Below are 17,691 nucleotides of genomic sequence, written 5' to 3' on the forward strand. Positions count from 1 at the left end.
TGCTCGCGATCTGCCGTGCAACGGCAGCGGCTTGCTCCAACAGCGACTCTGGTTGTCGCAATACGTGTAGGAGCGACCTTGGTCGCGATCTGCCGTGCAGCGGCAGCGAAACGGTCCGCCGACCTCGCCCCAACCTGGCGCACCTTCTAATTTGCGCACCTAAATAGCGCGCGGAGCTCTTCCAGGTTGGTCGCAATCGTACCTTTCCGTCAGCTATTTCCTACTTCCTGCACTATTGGCAAGCCCCTTGCTCTGTTGTAAAGCATCGCAACAGGCAGGAAGCTTCCAATGCTGGTGATTCACAAAAGAATCGAACCCCAACCCGACTGGGCCGCTGAGCTGCACCTGAACTATGAAGCGCGCAGCAAGAGCCGCCTGCGCTGCTTCAGTGCAGAGAACGAGGATGTCGGCCTGTTCCTGCAACGTGGACAGCCGCCCCTGCACGATGGGGAGTTTCTGCAGGCCGAAGATGGCCGGGTGGTACGCGTTTGCGCGCGGCCGGAGAAGCTGATGCATGTCACTTGCAGCAGCACCTTCGAGTTGACCCGAGCCGCTTATCACTTGGGCAACCGCCACGTCGCACTTCAAGTGGGCGATGGCTGGCTGCGTCTGCTCGATGACTACGTGCTCAAGGCCATGCTCGATCAACTGGGCGCCACTACCGACATCATTGAAGCACCGTTTCAGCCGGAACACGGCGCGTACGGCGGCGGCCATCATCATTCGCGTGCGGGGGAAGAGGACTTCAACTATCCGCCGCGCCTGCACCAGTTCGGCGTGCGTACGTGAATCGCGCCTGGGCGCTGTTGCGCCTGGCCAGCCCGCAGTTGCCGATTGGCGGCTACAGCTATTCCCAAGCGCTGGAAATGGCGGTGGAGACGGCGGTCGTGACCGACCAGGCTTCCGCCGCGCGCTGGATCGGCGATCAGTTGCTGCTCAATCTGGCCCGTTTCGAAGCACCTCTGCTGCTGGCCCACTGCGAGGCTGCCGCCGGGGAGAACTGGGCTCAGTTGTTTCAACTGAGTGAGGAGCATCGCGCCAGCCGGGAAACCCGCGAGCTGCATCTTGAAAGCCGGCAGATGGGCTACTCGCTGCAGCAACTGCTCAACGGTCTGCCGGAGCTGGATCGGTTGGCAAGGCGCTTTCTGGAGCAGACCCCGGAGCCACATCTAGCCCTTGGCTGGGCGCTGGCGGCACGCGCATGGCAGATCAGCCCGCAGGACGCGCTCGCCGCCTGGTTGTGGAGCTGGCTGGAAAACCAGCTGGCCGTGCTGATGAAAACGCTGCCTCTTGGTCAGCAGGCTGCGCAACGTCTGACCAGCAAACTGTTGCCGCTGCTGCAGCAAGCCCAGCATCACGCCACCGCTCAGGACATCCGCCATGTCGGCAGCGCCGCGTTTGGTCTTTCGCTCGCCAGCATGGCTCATGAACGTCAATACAGCCGGTTGTTCCGGTCCTGACTCACTTATGGAGAACTCAATGAACAGCCAACCTCTGCGTGTCGGCATCGGCGGCCCGGTCGGTTCGGGCAAGACCGCCCTGACCCTGGCGCTGTGCCTGGCGCTGCGCGACCGCTACAACCTGGCCGTCGTTACCAATGACATCTACACCCGCGAAGACGCTGACTTTCTGGTGCGCAACCAGGCGCTGGCGCCGGAACGCATCATTGGCGTGGAAACCGGTGGCTGCCCGCACACGGCGATCCGCGAGGACGCGTCCATCAATCTTGAAGCTGTCGACCAGTTGAACCGTCGGTTCGAAGGCCTGGACCTGATCATTGTCGAGTCCGGCGGCGATAACCTGTCGGCAACCTTCAGCCCCGAACTGTCTGATCTGACTATTTACGTGATCGACGTTTCCGCAGGCGACAAGCTGCCACGCAAGGGCGGGCCGGGCATCTGCAAATCCGACTTGCTGGTGATCAACAAGATCGACCTCGCACCGTTGGTGGGCGCTTCGCTGGAGATGATGGACGGCGACACCCGAAGAATGCGCGGCGAAAAGCCTTTCGTCTTCAGCAACCAGAAAACCGGCCACGGTCTGGAACAGATCATTGCCTTCATTGAGCGCCAGGGACTGTTGACCGCGGCCTGACTTTTATCCGCAAGGTTGAATTCATAAGGAACGAAAGATGAACTACAAGAAAGCACTTGGCGCCCTCGCCCTTCTGCTGGCCCCCACACTGGCTCTGGCACACCCCGGCCATGGCGACAATGGTCTGATGGCCGGCATCGGCCACCCGATTGGCGGTCTGGACCATCTACTGGCCATGCTGGCGGTGGGGTTGTGGGCGGCGCAGCAGCAAGGCGTGGCACGCTGGGCGCTGCCATGCACGTTTGTCGCCACGATGCTGATTGGCGGCGTGCTTGGCTTCGCCGGACTGAATCTGCCGGCAATGGAGAGCGGCATTGCTGCATCGGTGCTGGCACTGGGTCTGGCTGTCGCGCTGGCGGTGCGCCCGCCACTGGTACTGGCGATGGTGTCCACTGCGGCATTCGCCCTGTTCCATGGTGTCGCGCATGGTCTTGAGCTGCCTGAGATGTCCAGCCCGTGGGCGTATGCCGCAGGCTTCGTGGTCGCAACCGCTGCGCTGCATGCCGTGGGTTATGCGGCAGTGCGCCTGCTGCCCCAAGCCGCCGCGCCACTGGTGCGTCTGGCCGGTGCAGCGTCGGCTGCGGCAGGTGTCTGGTTGTTGGCGGCCTGAGCATAGCCCTGTAGTCAACCGGCAATGGACTGCTGCCGCTGCGCGCCAGATCGCGGACAAGTCCGCTCCCACATAGACGCGGGCAAACCCGAATCGTGGGAGGGAGCTTGCTCGCGACGGGCATCCGCGTTCCCGGGGGTATCTCCATTGGCAATCCTGCTACCATGTCGCGCATCCGAATCCTGCCGCGACGCCAGCCGATGTCCCAAGCTTCCAGCTCCGCCTCCACGCCTGACCTGACTTCCACTTTCGCCGCCCTGCAGGAGCATTTCCTGCGGGTGATCGTGCCGTTGTGGCAGGGTCCCGGCTGGAATCCGCAACTGGCGCTGCCTTACGAAGCCCTTGGCGCCGACCACCAGCCCCTGCCGCCGCAACGCTACCGTGCGATGGCGTGTGCGCGGCAGCTGTTTGTGTTTTCCAGCCTGATCGGCCACCCGGACGTCGCCGATGCCGAAGCCCGTGCCGGTGCGCTGTTCCGCTCGCTGCAACAGCACTTTCACGACGCAGAGCATGGCGGCTGGTTCTACAGCGTCGATCCGCAGGGCAAGCCGCTGGACCGGCGCAAGGATCTGTACACCCACGCCTTCATCATTTTCGCCTGCGCCCACTTTTGGGCTCGTACCAAAGAGCCGCTGGCGGAATCGGCGCTCGACGCGGCCCTGAAGGTGGTCGCCGAGCGGTTTACCGACGGGGCGGGTCTATACGAAGCGCAGCTGGACGAAGACTGGTCCACGCTGGGCAGCGGACCGTTGCAGAACCCGCTGATGCATCTGGCCGAGGCCTTTCTGGCGACGCTGTCACTGCGCGCAGATCCCCAAACCCAATCAGCGCTCGATGGGCTGGTGGAGCACATGCAGCGTCGCTTCGTCGATCCGGACACCGGCGTCATGCTGGAAAAACCGCTGGGTGCTGTGGATAACTGGTACGAGCCGGGCCACCAGTTCGAGTGGTTTTTCCTACTGCAATCTTCACCCGAGATGCACGACCGACCGTTGCATCAGTCCCTGACTCGCGCGTTCCTGCAGGCCGAAGCCCAAGGCGTAGACCCGCGGACCGGCGCAGTGGCCGCCATGTTGACGCTGGATGGGACGCGGCTGGACGCTACGCAGCGCATCTGGGCCCAGGCCGAGTACTTGCGTGCGCTGGCGCTGCATCCGCAGAGCAAGGCGGATCTGCGTGAGCAGCTGATCGCGCTGCAACAACGCTTCCTGCATGAAAAGGGCTGGAGTGAATGCCTGGACAGCGAAGGGCATGTCAGCCGCAACGACATGCCTTCGACCACGCCTTACCACCTGGCGACCTGCTACATCGGCCTGGCGGATTTTCTGCAACGGCGCGGCAGCGGCGCGCCAATGGCGACCGCCCTGCCCGACGCCCGCTAGCGCGCCTGCAACAAATCAACCGCGATTGCGATCAACCGCAAACCCGGCCCAGGTCTGGCTGACCGGCATCAGCTCCAGGCTGTTGATATTGACATGTGCCGGGGTGTTCATGATCCAGAAGATCGTCTCGGCAATGTCTTGCGGCTGGATAGGCTCGGCACCGGCGTAGGTTGCGTCGTACTTGGCCTGGTCGCCACCGAAACGCACCAGTGAGAACTCGCTTTCGCACAGGCCCGGTTCAAGATTGGTCACGCGCACGCCCGTGCCGATCAGGTCGTTGCGCAGGTTCAGCGAGAACTGGCCTACGAACGCCTTGGTGCCGCCATACACGTTGCCGCCCGGATACGGGTAGTTGCCCGCGACCGAACCCAGGTTGACGATGCTCGCGCCGCGGCCATGGCCGATCAGGCGTGGCAGCAGCAAGCGCGTGGTGAACACCAGGCCTTTGACGTTGGTGTCGATCATGGTTTCCCAGTCATCCAGATCGCACTTGGGTGCGGGGTCAATGCCCAATGCCAGGCCAGCGTTGTTGATCAGGCCGCGAATCGTCGCGAACTCTTCGGGCAACCCGGCGATCGCGCTTTCCATCGCTGCGCGATCACGCACGTCCAGCTCCAGCGTATGCACTTTGGTCTTGCCGGACAGCTCGGCGCTCAGGGCGTCCAGACGGTCTTTGCGGCGACCGGTAAGCACCAGCGACCAGCCCGCCTCGGCGAAACGGCGGGCGCAGGCTTCGCCAAACCCGGATGTGGCACCGGTAATGAATACAGTGGAAGTCATTTCTTTCTCCTGACATGGCGCGAGTGACGCGCAGCCTGATGGTGATGAGTAAACCGAGTTAGTAATCAGGCAGCAGAATGCCCGTCCAGCGCGCGATGGATCAAGCGCCCTGGTTAACCTCGCTGGTAGACGCGCGAGCTGTACAAAATATGATCAGATGCACTCAAGGCCCGGCCCGCTTGGCTTGTACGAGCTTTTGCCCACCTTATCCACAGTCAGGCCCACAATCTCTGGGGGCAACTGTGGAGACTGAAAGCCCCGGTCCGCGCGGCTCTCAGCGGGTTGACAGAAGTTTTGCGCTTGACTTTATCGAGGTCAGGAAAAGCACGCCCCAGACAAAAAGTCTCCGTGATGGCCTCTAGCCCAATGGATTGGCCGGTTTGCGAGCTATTTCCAACGCTTGCCCACAGAGTTATCCACAGCTTTGCATCAGGCTTTTACTGTATGGACGACCAGGTCCGATCGTGTTGACAAACCCTGCGAAAACCCTCCCGAAAACCGCTGTACAAAAAACAAACACATCGCTATAGCCCACGTTTTTAAAGGGCTGTAGCCAATTGCACCCAAGTTATTAACAGCCGGTTCCACAGTTAATCTGAACAAGTCGAAATCGTGACAAAACAAAGATTTGCAGCGGCTTTATGTCGCGGTTTGGACAGGCGTCAAAATTGTTTTCCACAATTGGAAGAAAGCGCCCCAGGTAGCAAAACCCCGGAGCGCTGGCTGCTATCACTTATCCATAGTTCAGATCAGTGGCCGCCCAGATAGGCGTTTCTGACCTCTTCGTTGACTAGCAGCTCCTTTCCGGTACCAGAGAGCCGGATCTGCCCGTTGACCATCACGTAAGCGCGGTCTGACAACTTGAGTGCATGGTTGGCGTTCTGCTCGACCAGGAAGATGGTCATGCCAGTTGAGGCCAGCTCGCGCAAGGTCGAGAAGATCTGTTTGACGATGATCGGCGCCAGCCCGAGGCTGGGCTCGTCGAGCAGCAGCAGTTTGGGCCGGCTCATCAATGCGCGCGCGATGGCGAGCATCTGTTGCTCGCCGCCGGACATGGTCATGGCGCGCTGGTTACGACGTTCCTTGAGCCGCGGGAAGAGATCGAACATGCGTTGCATGTCCTCGCCCGAATATTTGTCGCCGATAGGGATGGTGCCCATCATGAGGTTTTCCTCGACTGACATGTCGGGGAATACGCGACGCCCTTCCGGCGACTGCGCGATGCCGTTGGAAGCGATGTAATGCGAGGACTTGTGGGTGATGTCGGTGCCTTGATAGATGATCTGCCCGCTCGCGGCGCGAGGCTGGCCGAAGATCGACATCAGCAGCGTCGATTTGCCCGCGCCGTTGGAACCGATCAGGCTGACCGTCTCGCCTTCATCGATGTGCAGCGAGACTTTCTTGAGAGCCTGAATCGGCCCGTAAAACACATCGATCTCTTTCAATTCGAGGATCGGCTTGCTCATACCAACTCCTCTTCATCAGCGCCCAGATAGGCCGCGATCACCTTTGGATCGTTCCTGATCTGCTCGGGTCTGCCAGCGGCAATGACGTTGCCGTGGTCCAGCACCACAATTTCATCGGATATGCCCATGACCATGCCCATGTCGTGCTCGATCAGCACGATGGTCATGTCGTGCTCGTCGCGCAGCAAGCGGATCATGCCGCTCAAGGCCTCGGTCTCCTGCGGGTTGAGGCCCGCCGCGGGTTCGTCCAGGCAGATCACCTGCGGCCGCGTGCACATCGCGCGGGCGATTTCCAGACGGCGTTGCTGGCCGTACGACAATTCGCCGGCAAGACGGTTGGCACAGTCCACCAGATCCACCACCTCCAGCCAGTAGAAAGCAGTGCTCAGCGCATCTTCCTCGGCCTTTCGGTAACCCTTGGTGTTGAGGATCCCCGCGATCAGGCTGCGGTTGACCCACATATGCTGGGCCACCAGCAGGTTCTCGATGACGGACATTTCCTTGAACAGGCGAATGTTCTGAAACGTGCGCGCCAGGCCCGCGCGGTTCACCAGGTGCGTACCGCCGAACATCTTGTAGTAAAGCCGGCTGGCGAAGCTTTTCGGTGACACGAAGTCGCCGGCCTTGAAGGGCTCGCCAAGCAACTGGATGACGTTGGTGTCCTTGCCGCGCGTATGCAGCTGAATACGCCCGCCGGTGGCCTTGTAGAAACCGGTAAGGCAGTTGAAGACGGTGGTCTTGCCCGCGCCGTTGGGGCCGATCAGAGCAAAGATCGAATTCCGGCGCACCTCAAGGCTGACGTCACTCAACGCCTTGATGCCGCCGAAATGCATCATCAGATGCTCGACCGAGAGAATCACTTCGTTGTTCATCGCGCGGCTCCTTCGGTAACCAGAACGCCCTTGCGCGGGGCTACACCGGTGCGGCTGATGCGGATCAGGCCGCGAGGCCGCCAGATCATCATCAGCACCATCAGGATGCCGAACAGCAGCACCCGATACTCGGAGAAGCTGCGCAACAGTTCGGGGGCCACGGTGAGTACGAAAGCGGCGATCACAACGCCGACGGTCGAGCCCATGCCGCCCAGGACCACGATGGCCAGAATCAGCGCCGACTCGAAGAAGGTGAACGACGTCGGGTTGACGAAGCCCTGGTAGCTGGCGAAGAACACACCGGCCAGACCCGCCGTCGACGCACCGATGGTGAATGCCGATAGTTTTACCAGCACATGGTTGAGCCCCATGGAGCGGCAGGCGATTTCATCCTCGCGCAGGGCTTCCCACGCGCGACCGATCGGCATGCGCGTCAGGCGATGCTTGATGAACAGCACGGCCAGCACCACGAGGAACAATACGGCATAGATGAACAGGAATTTGAGATCCGGGTTGTAATCGAAGCCGAAGTACTCATGGATGGGTATGCCGCCGTCCTTGGCCCTTCTGCCGAATTCCAGACCGAAGAAGGTCGGCGAAGGTACTGGCACACCATTCGGGCCGCCAGTGAAGGACAGCCAGTTGTTGAGCACCAGACGGATGATCTCACCGAAACCCAGCGTCACGATGGCAAGGTAATCACCATGCATTCGCAGTACGGGGAAACCGAGTATGCAGCCGGCCAGCGCCGCGGCGATGGCGGCCAGCGGCAATGCCGACCAGAATCCCAGCCCCAGATACTGGTAACCCAGCGCCAGACCATAGGCGCCAATGGCATAGAACGCCACGTAACCCAGGTCGAGCAGGCCCGCGAGACCGACCACGATATTCAGGCCCAGCCCCAGCAGCACGTAGATCAGGCCGAGGATCACCACGGTCAGCACGTACTTGTTGGCGAACACCGGAAAAATCACCGCGATCACGATCAGGATCGGAATGATCCAGTACAGGTTCGACTTGTGGCCGGGTTTGAGCACGTGTACGCCCGAGCCGCCACTGTCCAGGCCATGGGCAATGCGCAATCCGTGAGGTGTCTGCAGAAACAGGCTCATCAGGAAGCGGCCGGCCATGACCACCGCTACCAGCCAGGCGACACGGGTTGGTTGCAGATTAAAGCTGTAGCCGTCGAGGACGATGCCCACGATAGGTCCGAACACGATCAGCGCCAGCAGGCCGGCGACGACTGCGTCGATCAGGCTTTTCTTGATATCAACAGGTTTTGCATCAGGAGCGGACATACTCACACCTTCGCCACGAGTGGGCGACCCAGCAGGCCTTGGGGACGGAAGATCAGGATCAGCACCAGCAGGCCGAAACTGAACACGTCTTTGTAGTCGGAGTTGATCAGACCGGAGAACTGCGATTCGGCGACGCCGAGGATCAGCCCCCCAAGCATCGCACCCGGCAAGGAGCCGATGCCTCCCAGCACCGCCGCAGTGAATGCCTTGATGCCGATGACGAAGCCGGCGTAGAAGTCGAAGGTGCCGTAGTTCATGGTGATCAGCACACCAGCCAGCGCCGCCATGGCCGCACCGATGATGAACACGTAGGAAATAACCCGATCGGTATTGATACCCAGAATCGACGCCATCTTGCGGTCTTGCTGAGTAGCGCGGCACATGCGGCCGAGCTTGGTGCACTGGATGATGTAGGTCAGCACGCCCATGCCGACGAAGGCTGCGATGAGAATGAAGATCTTGGTGTAGGTGATCTGCACGAAACCGGTGCCGATATCCAGACGCCACGCCCCTTCCAGCAGCGTTGGAACGCCCTGCTGGCGGGCACCCTGACTGATCTGCGCGTAGTTTTGCAGGATCAGCGAAATACCGATGGCACTGATCAACGGCGCCAGACGAGTCGAGTTACGCAACGGCTTGTAGGCCACGCGTTCGATGACGAACCCGTAAACACCCGTGACCACGATAGTGAAGATCAACGTGCCCAGAATCAGAAAGGGAAAGGATTCGAGGCCGAAGAAAGAAAGGACCGCCAGGCCGATAGCGGCCAGGTAGGCGGAGATCATGTAAACGTCGCCGTGAGCGAAGTTGATCATGCCGATGATGCCGTAGACCATCGTGTAACCGATGGCAATGAGTCCGTACACCGACCCGAGGGTCAGTCCGTTGACCATTTGCTGCAGGAATATACCGTCCATCACGCACGCTCACACACTTGAAAGGCAGCTCAGGGTTACGCACGCCGCTCCCGCAGGAGTGGCGAACGCGTCCAAAGACAACAGCAGAATGCGGGCACGCTCATGGGCGAGCCCGTCGCCACGCCGCCCGCGCCATGCAGCGCGTGCCTGACCCCGGGCGGCAAGGATCGAATTACTTCTGCTTTTCGAGTTGCTTGTATTTACCGGTGGCATCCCACTGGTAAACCACATAGTCCGAAACCTTCAAATCGCCCTTGGCATCCCAGGACTTCTCGCCCATGACGGTCTTGACCGGGTTGGCCTTGAGCCAGGCGGCAGCGGCGTCGCCCTTGTTGGATTTGGCCCCGTTGAAGCCTGCGGCCAGCGCCTGCACGGATGCGTACGAGTACAGGGTGTAGCCTTCAGGCTCGTAACCGGTCTTGCGGAAGTGGTCTACCACAGCCTTGCTGTCGGGCAACGCGCGCGGGTCGGCGCCAAACGTCATGTACACACCGTCGACGTACTGCGCGCCACCGGCGGTGGTTACCAGTTCGTCGGTCACGATGCCGTCGTCGGACATGAACTTCACGTCCTTGAGGCCCTGCTCGCGCATCTGACGCACCAGCGGACCGGCTTCCGGATGCAGGCCGCCGAAGTAAACAACGTCCGCGCCTACCGAACGAATCTTGGTGACTACTGCGCTGAAATCTTTTTCGCCGCGAGTCAGGCCCTCGTAAAGAACCGGTGTAACGCCGCGCTTCTTGAGCTGAATCTGAGTGGCATCGGCAAGGCCCTGCCCATAGGTGTCCTTGTCATGCAGAACGGCGACTTTCTTGCCCTTGAGGACGTCGACGATATAGTCACCGGCAACGATGCCTTGCTGGTCATCACGGCCGCACATGCGGAACATCTCTTTCATGCCGCGCTCGGTGACCTGTGGGTTGGTCGAGCCGGGCGTGATGGCGATGACCCCGGCGTCGCTATAGATTTCCGACGCGGGAATGGTCGACGAAGAACAGAAGTGGCCAACCACGCCGACAACCTTGTCCTGATCGACCAGTCGGTTCGCAACGGCAACGGCCTGTTTGGGTTCGCAGGCATCATCACCGGCGACCAGTACGATTTTTTCCCCATTCACGCCGCCTGCCGCATTGATTGCGTCCGCAGCTGCCTGCGCACCCTTCATGTATTGCTGACCAAACGAGGCGTTGGCACCCGTCATGGGACCGGCGACACCGATCTTCACATCAGCCTGAGCAAACGAAGACACGCCCAATGCAGTTGCCACTGCGATTGCCAGAAAACCTTTCCTGTAAAACGTATGCGACATGAGTGGTGCTCCTGAGGATTTTTTTTAATTAGCACAGCAACTACGGGATTTGCTCAGAGCAAGGGCCGTGCCATCACTTTTTCAAAGTTGCCAATGCGCTGATCTCATGACCATTTGTCTGCCGCGCGCCGAGGCAAATGAAGGGCGTGCAACCGTCTGGCTCGCGAAAGGTGCAACCTTTTGCAAGATTTTGGGCAACCGCCAGGATCAAGAACTGCAACCTGCCTGAGCGGTCGAGGCAAACCCACCTGTAACGAGACACGTCACCGAACTGCACACCGCCGGTGCGCGTGCGCTACGAGACGCACCATTTGAGGTTAGTGGACGCGCGCGAAGTGCAAGAAAGAAAAATGTTCCTCGCCGTCCATGGCTGGCATCATGTCGACCATTAACACTGGAATTGATCGCAGCCCGTGCGGCTGCGCACTTCGAGGCCTTCGATCATCTTGCGGCCGGGGCAGGCGCCCGGCTTCCTGGAGCTATCCCCATGTGCGAGAGCGCCTTCTCCAATCGCATCGTGCAAAACCTGCTCGATACCGATTTCTACAAGCTGACCATGATGCAGGCCGTCCTGCACAACTACCCCAACGTCGACGTCGAATGGGAGTTTCGCTGCCGCAACGGCGAAGACCTTCGCCCTTATCTGGACGAGATCAAACACCAGATCGAGCTGCTCTGCGAACTGTCGCTCAGCCCGGAACAGCTGGTCTTTCTGGAACGCATCAGTTTCCTCAAACCGGACTTTCTGCGCTTTCTGGGTCTGTTTCGCTTCAACACCCGTTACGTGAAGACCAGCATCGAGAACGACGAGCTGTGCATCCGCCTGCACGGGCCGTGGCTGCATGTGATTCTGTTTGAAGTGCCGCTGCTGGCCATCGTCAGCGAAGTCCGCAATCGTCATCGTTACCCGGAAATACTTTTGAGCCAGGCTCGCGAGCGCCTGTACGACAAGTTCGACTGGCTGAGCAGCAACGCCACACCCGACGAGCTGGCCGAACTCAAAGTCGCGGATTTCGGTACGCGCCGGCGCTTCTCGTTTCGCGTGCAGGAAGAGATCGTCAGCGTGCTCAAGCGTGACTTTCCCGGCCAGTTCGTTGGCACCAGCAACGTCCATCTGGCACGAGAACTCGACATCAAACCGTTGGGCACCATGGCCCACGAATGGATCATGGCCCACCAGCAACTCGGCCCGCGCCTGATCGACAGCCAGATTGCCGCGCTCGATTGCTGGGTGCGCGAATACCGCGGGTTGCTGGGTATCGCGCTGACCGACTGCATCACTACCGATGCGTTTCTGCGCGACTTCGATCTGTATTTCGCCAAGCTGTTTGACGGTCTGCGCCACGATTCGGGCGACCCCGTGCAGTGGGCCGAAAAATGCATCACGCATTACCAGAGGCTTGGTATCGACCCGATGAGCAAGACGCTGGTGTTCTCCGACGGGCTGACCCTGCCCAAAGCGCTGGGAATTTTTCGCGCGCTGCGTGGACGTATCAATGTGAGCTTTGGTATCGGCACCAACCTGACTGCTGATATTCCAGGCATCGCGCCAATGAACATGGTGCTGAAAATGACGGCCTGCGCCGGGCAGGCCGTGGCAAAAATTTCCGACGAGCCAGGCAAGACGCAATGCAAGGACCCCAACTTCGTCGCTTACCTGCGACATGTCTTCAAGGTTCCTGTCGAGTCCGATCCTGAACAAACCGCTTGAATTGTCCATTTACAAGGAGTGAATCATGCACGCCGTACAGCTCGAGATCACCAAGCAGCTCAAGGTCCAGCCACCGTTCGCGGACCAGAACGCCTTGCAGGCTGAAGTGGCCCGCCGCATCGGCTTCATTCAGGACTGCCTGCGCAATGCGCGGCTCAAGACGTTGGTGCTGGGCATCAGTGGCGGCGTTGATTCGCTGGCCGCAGGGCTGCTCGCTCAGCGCGCCGTTCGCGAGCTGCGTGAAAGCACCGGTGACCAGAGCTATCGCTTTATCGCGGTGCGCCTGCCTTATGTGGTGCAGAAGGACGAGCATGAAGCTCAGGCCTGCCTGGACTTTATCAAGCCGGACGAGCTGCACACCGTGAACATTGGCGGCAGCGTCAAGTCCATGGCCTCCGAGATCAAGGCCTTCGAGGGCATGGAAGCCAGCGCGGTGGACTTTGTGCTGGGTAACACCAAGGCGCGCATGCGCATGGTCGCCCAGTACACCATCGCCGGTGCCCGCCAGGGTCTGGTGATCGGGACCGACCATGCGGCCGAGGCAGTGATGGGGTTCTTCACCAAGTTCGGCGACGGTGCCTGCGACCTGGCGCCCCTCAGTGGTCTGGTAAAAAATCAGGTCCGCGCCATCGCCCGCGCTTTCGGCGCACCGGATGCGCTGGTTGAAAAGGTGCCGACCGCTGACCTGGAAGACCTGACACCGGGCAAACCCGACGAAGCCGCCCACGGCGTGACCTACGCCGATATCGACGCCTTCCTGCACGGCGAGCCGGTCCCGGAAGAGGTGGCGAAGATCATTATCGACACCTACCGCAAGACCCAGCACAAGCGCGAGCAGCCTTACGCGCCGTGAGCTGATGCAGGAGCGGAGTTTTTGCGGGAGCGGACCGGGCGGCGCTCCGCTCGTCCGCGAAGAAGACGACGCGGTTTTCAGAGGGACCGCGTCATCGTTCTTCGCGGACAAGTCCGCTCCCACCCGCTTGTCCGCGAAGAACGGTAACGCAGTTACTTCAGGATAACGTCGCCTTTCATCATTGCGATGTGACCTGGGAACGAGCAGAAGAAGGTGTACTTCTCGGCCGGATTCAGCTTCGAGACATCAAAGGTCACCGAATCCTTTTCACCGCCCCCAATGATCTTGGTGTGCGCGATTACCCGCGTGTCGCCGTCCTTGATGTGGCTCTTGTCGATCCCGGCTCCCAGGCCCTCGGTAGCAATCGCCTGGGCATCGGCCGCTTTGCTCAGCACCCAGTTATGGCCCATGACGTTTTTCGGCAAGTTGCCCGAGTGAGTGAGGTTGACGGTGAAGGTCTTGCAACTCTTGTCGATCTCGACGGACTTGGTGGTGAACATCATCTGATCGGTGGAATCAACGGTGGTGGAACATTCCGCGGCCAACAGTTGGCCGCTGGCCAACGTCAACAGGGAAGCCGCTACAAGCTTGCGAATCATATGAATCTCCAGGGCTGGGTGCTTCATGAATGAGGGAGAGACTGCCTGATCCAGGCCCGGGTGCCAATGACCTGCGTCAAAGCGCCTCGTCCAGACCCGTGCATCCAGCAGTGTCCGCTCCCGCTATCGATCCGATCAAGACAATCAAACAGCCACGGGGCGCTGGCGAATCTACCATCGGCGCATTGCCACTGTCGGAGGACTCACCATGCAGTTCAACAGCCTGTTTCGCAGTTTGCTTGCCGCCTATGCCTGTGGGGCGAGTGCCACTAGCCCACATGACGCCTACGACCGGGTCCGGCACGTTGCCTGACCCTGCATAAACGTTTCACGCGCTTAGCTAATTAATGCCTGCACTCAGGAAAGCGACTGTCCGGCCTCGATCGGCATGACCGTCACTCGGACTTCCGGATCGTGATGACCACCGCCCAGAATCACGCCACGCAGCGGCGACACGTCAGAAAAGTCACGCCCCCAGGCGAGGCTGATGTGCTCCAGCGCCGGCTGGACGTTGTTTGTCGGATCGAAATCGACCCAGCCTGAAGCCGGACAGAATACCGATACCCAGGCGTGCGAAGCGTCGGCGCCGATCAGACGAGGCTGACCGGGCGGCGGCTGGGTCAGCAGATAACCGCTGACATAACGCGCCGCCAGCCCACGGGAGCGCAGGCACGCCAGCATCAGATGGGCGAAATCCTGGCAGACGCCACGTCGCCGCTCCAGTACCTCGACCAGCGGCGTTGCCACCTGTGTCGCTTCGCTATCGAAGGTGAACTCATCAAAGATCTTTTCCATCAGCGCCTGCACGCATAGCAGCAGTGGCCGGCCCGATTTGAAACAGTCCGCGGAGAAATCCGCGAATGATTGCTTGAGATGCACGTAGGGCGACTCGAAGCGATAACGACATGCTTCGAGCAGGTCATGGCTCATCGGTCGCGCGCTGTAGCTCAAGGCGTTGCGGGTCACTTCCCATTCCGGCGACAAATTGAAATCCAGAAACGGCCGTTCCAGCACTTCGACCCGCAAGCGCGCGTTGACCTGCAACTCGTCGTGCGGACGCTCGAACGCCAGGCGGGTCAAGGGATTGCCGAACACGTCCAGCTCGTCGCGGCGGCTGGTGGGCGTGGGGAAGATTTCCAGCCGCTGCTCGGTACAGCGCTGGCGAGGGTTAGTACGCGGCCACAAATGCGCAAGCTGTTGCGCCAGCGAAACCGGGCTGTCGTACTTGTAATGGGTGTCATGAAGAATCTGGTAAAGGGCGCTCATCAGACGGACACCGTGCGCTGGCTGACATCATCGACATGGGCAAAGTGACGCAAGGCCAGCCGGTCTGACACCTGGCCACAGGCATCGCCAATCCCGAGCAGCAGGTCGGCGAGGCCATCAAGTACCGCCCTGATACTCGCGTCGCCAAACAACGGGCTTTCCAGGCTGGCGAGATCGAAGCCGGACAGACGCTGGCTCAACAGGACCAGGCTGTTGTCGCGTGGCGCGCCAAACTCTTCATTCAGACGTCGCACCGAACGCTGCACCAGTTTGAGCTGGAACAGCACGGCATGCGGGTTCTGTTCGTCGAGCAGGAGCAGGTCGAGCACCGGTATCAGGTGAGGCACCGCCATGTAGCGGGAGCGGTACGTGATGCTGCTGTTGCCCAGTTCCAGCAGCCACTCCAGACCGGCCTGCTCAGACACCGCCGCCCTGCGCAGAAAGGCTGCGAGACTGGCGCTGAGAAACTTCAGACGCTCGATGCGACGTCCGATCATCAGAAAGCTCCAGCCTTCGTCACGGGTCATATCGTCGAGTGCAAAACCCGACAAGGCCGCCAGCGACATCACCAGGCGGTTGAGAAAATCCAGCAGCTCGCCAAAGTCTGGCTCCTCGGTTTCCAGGCTCAGTGCCTCACGCTGCAACTCGACCAGCGCCTGCCAGTTCTCGCGCGAAAGCTTGCCACGTACCTGCGAAGCGGCCCATTGCAGGCGCTGGAGGTTGGCGCGCAGGCTGAATGGCCAATCCTGCCCGAGCAAAGCAACCAGCAAGCGTTCCGGCAGGCTCTGGCCCTCCTCCGCCTCGGGCAGCAGACCAAGGCTGTCGCCCAGCTCGACGGCGGCCCGCAATGCGACGGGATCATCGCCGTCCACGTAACGGGTCAGGATGATGCGCAGCAGTCGCGCACTGTCATCGCATCGCTCGCAGTACCGTCCGAACCAGTACAGGTTTTCCACGACCCGCGACGGCAGGTAAGGATCACGACGGATCAGGTCATAAACCCCCAACGCTCGTTGACCTTTCCAGGGCTCGCCCAGATGCGAGCGTTCGCCCAGCACCCAGGTGTCCTTGCTGGCCCCGCCACGCTGCATCGACACCACATCGGCATCGGCATCGGCCGCCACTCGCGTCAGACCGCCAGGCAATACCCGGTAACCTTCCAGACTCGCGACCGCATAAACCCGCATGCCGATAGCGCGCGGTTGCAGGCCTGCTCCGTCGGCCTGCAACACCGGAGCCTGAGACAACTGCGCGAGCTCCTGCGCCACATAGGCGTAAGGCCGCGCCTGAATACGCTGGGCCAGTTCCTCACGTTGCGTCTTGTCCAGGTCGCGGCCGAACACCGGCGCAAAGCGCTGCGACGGAAAAGCCGGCTTGACCAGCAGCTCCGGCAACTTTTCCAGTGCCTGCGCCAGCACCGGTGGCTCGCCGCACCACCAGGTTGCGACTGACGGCAGAATGAGTTCTTCGCCAAACAGGTGCTCACTGATTTTCGGCAGAAAGCCCAGCAGGCCAGGTGACTCAAGCACGCCGCTGCCCAATCCGTTGGCGATCAGCACGTTCCCGCGGCGCACGGCCTCCAGCAGACCAGGCACACCGAGCGCCGAATCGGTGCGCAATTCCAGCGGGTCGCAGAAGTCATCGTCCAGCCGACGCATGATGGCGTGTACCCGGCGCAGGCCACTGAGCGTCTTGAGGTAGACCGTCGCATCGCGCACGGTCAGGTCGCCACCCTCGACCAGCGGATAACCCAGCTGCCGCGCCAGATACAGGTGCTCGAAATAGCTCTCGTTGAAGCGCCCCGGTGTCAGCAGCACCACCAACGGAGATTCGTTGCTGGAGGGTGCCTGGCGCGCAAGGGTCTGTTGCAGGGTGCCGAAAAAGCCGCTCAGGTGTCGGACCTGAAGATCGCGATAGGCGTCCGGCAGGGCTCGCGCCACGATCTGGCGATTCTCCAGCGCATAGCCGGCCCCGGACGGCGCCTGAGTGCGGTCGGCGGTCACCCACCAGCGCCCGTCGGGCGTGCGCGCCAGATCCACGGCATACATGTGCAAAAACGTGCCTTCCGGCGGTTTGACGCCCTGGCAGGGCCAGAGAAAGTTGTCGTGCCCGAAGATCAATTCAGCCGGCAGCAAGCCGTCAGCGATCAGCGTCTGAGCGCCATACAGGTCGGCCAGCACCGCGTTGAGCAGTCGTGCGCGCTGGGCAATTCCGGCAGCGACCTGTTGCCATTCATCCGCAGGGATCACGTGCGGCAGCAGATCCAGCTCCCACGGCCGGTCCGCGCCCTTGGGGTCGGCGTAGACGTTGTAGGTGACACCATTTTCCTGAATCTGCCGGGTCAGCAGCGCCTGTCGCTGGACCAATTGAGCCGCCGTGCTGCGCTGCAGGTTTTCGTGCAGGCGCTGCCAGTGCGGCCTGACGGCGCCATCGGCGTCGAGCATCTCGTGGTAGGCGCCCGCGGATTGCAGGTAGCGGTCAAGCAGGTCAGGCATGGAAGGCTCGGCGCAGACGGATGGACTTCAGATTAGCGC

Annotated in this window: 16 protein-coding genes; 7 read left to right on the top strand and 9 right to left on the bottom strand. The window is 61.0% G+C overall.

The genetic code is table 11. The annotated features are described in order from the left end of the window. Positions 1–288: 288 nt before the first annotated feature. The 5 genes from ureE to J3P77_RS19955 all read left to right on the top strand — a co-directional run bounded on the left by ureE (position 289) and on the right by J3P77_RS19955 (position 4,086). A complete protein-coding gene (gene ureE, locus J3P77_RS19935; RefSeq protein ID WP_434678294.1) occupies positions 289–789 on the top strand; it encodes an urease accessory protein UreE in 501 nt (166 codons plus the stop codon). Next, the gene (locus tag J3P77_RS19940) at positions 786–1,460 is read left to right on the top strand and encodes an urease accessory protein UreF (protein ID WP_434678295.1); all 675 of its coding nucleotides are present in this window, start codon (positions 786–788) and stop codon (positions 1,458–1,460) included. The genes ureE and J3P77_RS19940 overlap by 4 nt, the downstream gene beginning before the upstream one ends. 19 nt (positions 1,461–1,479) lie before the next feature. Beyond that, positions 1,480–2,094, top strand: coding sequence for an urease accessory protein UreG (gene ureG / locus J3P77_RS19945; protein WP_434678296.1), 615 nt, complete (start codon positions 1,480–1,482; stop codon positions 2,092–2,094). Between the two features lie 37 nt (positions 2,095–2,131). Further along, positions 2,132–2,704: a HupE/UreJ family protein gene (locus J3P77_RS19950; protein ID WP_434678297.1), complete on the top strand. Its 573-nt coding sequence runs from the start codon at positions 2,132–2,134 to the stop codon at positions 2,702–2,704. 164 nt (positions 2,705–2,868) lie between these two features. Further along, on the top strand, positions 2,869–4,086 hold the full coding sequence (locus J3P77_RS19955; RefSeq protein WP_434678298.1) for an AGE family epimerase/isomerase: 1,218 nt from the start codon (positions 2,869–2,871) through the stop codon (positions 4,084–4,086). Positions 4,087–4,101: 15 nt separating this feature from the next. Here the strand turns inward: J3P77_RS19955 and J3P77_RS19960 are convergent, their stop codons facing one another. The 6 genes from J3P77_RS19960 to J3P77_RS19985 form a co-directional block, all read right to left on the bottom strand. Beyond that, positions 4,102–4,866, bottom strand: a complete 765-nt coding sequence (locus J3P77_RS19960; protein WP_434678299.1) for an SDR family oxidoreductase — start codon at positions 4,864–4,866, stop codon at positions 4,102–4,104. A 749-nt stretch (positions 4,867–5,615) separates the two neighbouring features. After that, positions 5,616–6,332 (bottom strand): ABC transporter ATP-binding protein, encoded by a 717-nt coding sequence (locus J3P77_RS19965; RefSeq protein WP_434678300.1) that lies wholly within the window; start codon positions 6,330–6,332, stop codon positions 5,616–5,618. Next, entirely contained in the window at positions 6,329–7,204 is an 876-nt protein-coding gene (locus tag J3P77_RS19970; protein WP_434678301.1) for an ABC transporter ATP-binding protein, read from the bottom strand. The genes J3P77_RS19965 and J3P77_RS19970 overlap by 4 nt, the downstream gene beginning before the upstream one ends. Further along, entirely contained in the window at positions 7,201–8,502 is a 1,302-nt protein-coding gene (livM, locus tag J3P77_RS19975; protein ID WP_434678302.1) for a high-affinity branched-chain amino acid ABC transporter permease LivM, read from the bottom strand. Before livM ends, J3P77_RS19970 begins: the two co-directional genes overlap by 4 nt. A gap of 2 nt (positions 8,503–8,504) precedes the next feature. Continuing rightward, positions 8,505–9,419 (bottom strand): ABC transporter permease subunit, encoded by a 915-nt coding sequence (locus tag J3P77_RS19980; protein ID WP_434678303.1) that lies wholly within the window; start codon positions 9,417–9,419, stop codon positions 8,505–8,507. Between the two features lie 172 nt (positions 9,420–9,591). Beyond that, positions 9,592–10,728 carry an ABC transporter substrate-binding protein gene (locus J3P77_RS19985; protein ID WP_434678304.1) on the bottom strand — a complete coding sequence of 379 codons (1,137 nt, stop codon included), beginning with the start codon at positions 10,726–10,728 and terminating at the stop codon, positions 9,592–9,594. Between the two features lie 487 nt (positions 10,729–11,215). Here J3P77_RS19985 and pncB point away from each other — a divergent pair, with 487 nt between their 5' ends. Beyond that, a complete protein-coding gene (pncB, locus tag J3P77_RS19990) occupies positions 11,216–12,439 on the top strand; it encodes a nicotinate phosphoribosyltransferase (RefSeq protein ID WP_434678305.1) in 1,224 nt (407 codons plus the stop codon). A gap of 25 nt (positions 12,440–12,464) precedes the next feature. Continuing rightward, entirely contained in the window at positions 12,465–13,292 is an 828-nt protein-coding gene (gene nadE / locus J3P77_RS19995) for an ammonia-dependent NAD(+) synthetase (protein ID WP_434678306.1), read from the top strand. A 152-nt stretch (positions 13,293–13,444) separates the two neighbouring features. On the opposite strand, the gene azu is transcribed toward nadE, so the two are convergent. The 3 genes from azu to J3P77_RS20010 all read right to left on the bottom strand — a co-directional run bounded on the left by azu (position 13,445) and on the right by J3P77_RS20010 (position 17,652). Further along, a complete protein-coding gene (gene azu / locus J3P77_RS20000; RefSeq protein ID WP_434678307.1) occupies positions 13,445–13,891 on the bottom strand; it encodes an azurin in 447 nt (148 codons plus the stop codon). 357 nt (positions 13,892–14,248) lie between these two features. Next, positions 14,249–15,157: a transglutaminase family protein gene (locus J3P77_RS20005; RefSeq protein ID WP_434678308.1), complete on the bottom strand. Its 909-nt coding sequence runs from the start codon at positions 15,155–15,157 to the stop codon at positions 14,249–14,251. Further along, positions 15,157–17,652: a circularly permuted type 2 ATP-grasp protein gene (locus J3P77_RS20010; RefSeq protein WP_434678309.1), complete on the bottom strand. Its 2,496-nt coding sequence runs from the start codon at positions 17,650–17,652 to the stop codon at positions 15,157–15,159. Before J3P77_RS20010 ends, J3P77_RS20005 begins: the two co-directional genes overlap by 1 nt. Positions 17,653–17,691: the final 39 nt, after the last annotated feature.

The sequence above is a fragment of the Pseudomonas sp. R1-18 genome, from assembly GCF_051132095.1.
Taxonomy (GTDB): Bacteria; Pseudomonadota; Gammaproteobacteria; order Pseudomonadales; family Pseudomonadaceae; genus Aquipseudomonas.

What these genes read in the sequence shown, in the direction of transcription:
- ureE (WP_434678294.1), top strand. Translation starts at nt 289, where the DNA reads ATGCTGGTGATTCACAAAAGAATCGAACCCCAACCCGACTGGGCCGCT.
- ureG (WP_434678296.1), top strand. Translation starts at nt 1,480, where the DNA reads ATGAACAGCCAACCTCTGCGTGTCGGCATCGGCGGCCCGGTCGGTTCG.
- J3P77_RS19950 (WP_434678297.1), top strand. Translation starts at nt 2,132, where the DNA reads ATGAACTACAAGAAAGCACTTGGCGCCCTCGCCCTTCTGCTGGCCCCC.
- J3P77_RS19955 (WP_434678298.1), top strand. Translation starts at nt 2,869, where the DNA reads ATGTCGCGCATCCGAATCCTGCCGCGACGCCAGCCGATGTCCCAAGCT.
- J3P77_RS19960 (WP_434678299.1), bottom strand. Translation starts at nt 4,866, where the DNA reads ATGACTTCCACTGTATTCATTACCGGTGCCACATCCGGGTTTGGCGAA.
- J3P77_RS19965 (WP_434678300.1), bottom strand. Translation starts at nt 6,332, where the DNA reads ATGAGCAAGCCGATCCTCGAATTGAAAGAGATCGATGTGTTTTACGGG.
- J3P77_RS19970 (WP_434678301.1), bottom strand. Translation starts at nt 7,204, where the DNA reads ATGAACAACGAAGTGATTCTCTCGGTCGAGCATCTGATGATGCATTTC.
- livM (WP_434678302.1), bottom strand. Translation starts at nt 8,502, where the DNA reads ATGTCCGCTCCTGATGCAAAACCTGTTGATATCAAGAAAAGCCTGATC.
- J3P77_RS19980 (WP_434678303.1), bottom strand. Translation starts at nt 9,419, where the DNA reads ATGGACGGTATATTCCTGCAGCAAATGGTCAACGGACTGACCCTCGGG.
- J3P77_RS19985 (WP_434678304.1), bottom strand. Translation starts at nt 10,728, where the DNA reads ATGTCGCATACGTTTTACAGGAAAGGTTTTCTGGCAATCGCAGTGGCA.
- pncB (WP_434678305.1), top strand. Translation starts at nt 11,216, where the DNA reads ATGTGCGAGAGCGCCTTCTCCAATCGCATCGTGCAAAACCTGCTCGAT.
- nadE (WP_434678306.1), top strand. Translation starts at nt 12,465, where the DNA reads ATGCACGCCGTACAGCTCGAGATCACCAAGCAGCTCAAGGTCCAGCCA.
- azu (WP_434678307.1), bottom strand. Translation starts at nt 13,891, where the DNA reads ATGATTCGCAAGCTTGTAGCGGCTTCCCTGTTGACGTTGGCCAGCGGC.
- J3P77_RS20005 (WP_434678308.1), bottom strand. Translation starts at nt 15,157, where the DNA reads ATGAGCGCCCTTTACCAGATTCTTCATGACACCCATTACAAGTACGAC.
- J3P77_RS20010 (WP_434678309.1), bottom strand. Translation starts at nt 17,652, where the DNA reads ATGCCTGACCTGCTTGACCGCTACCTGCAATCCGCGGGCGCCTACCAC.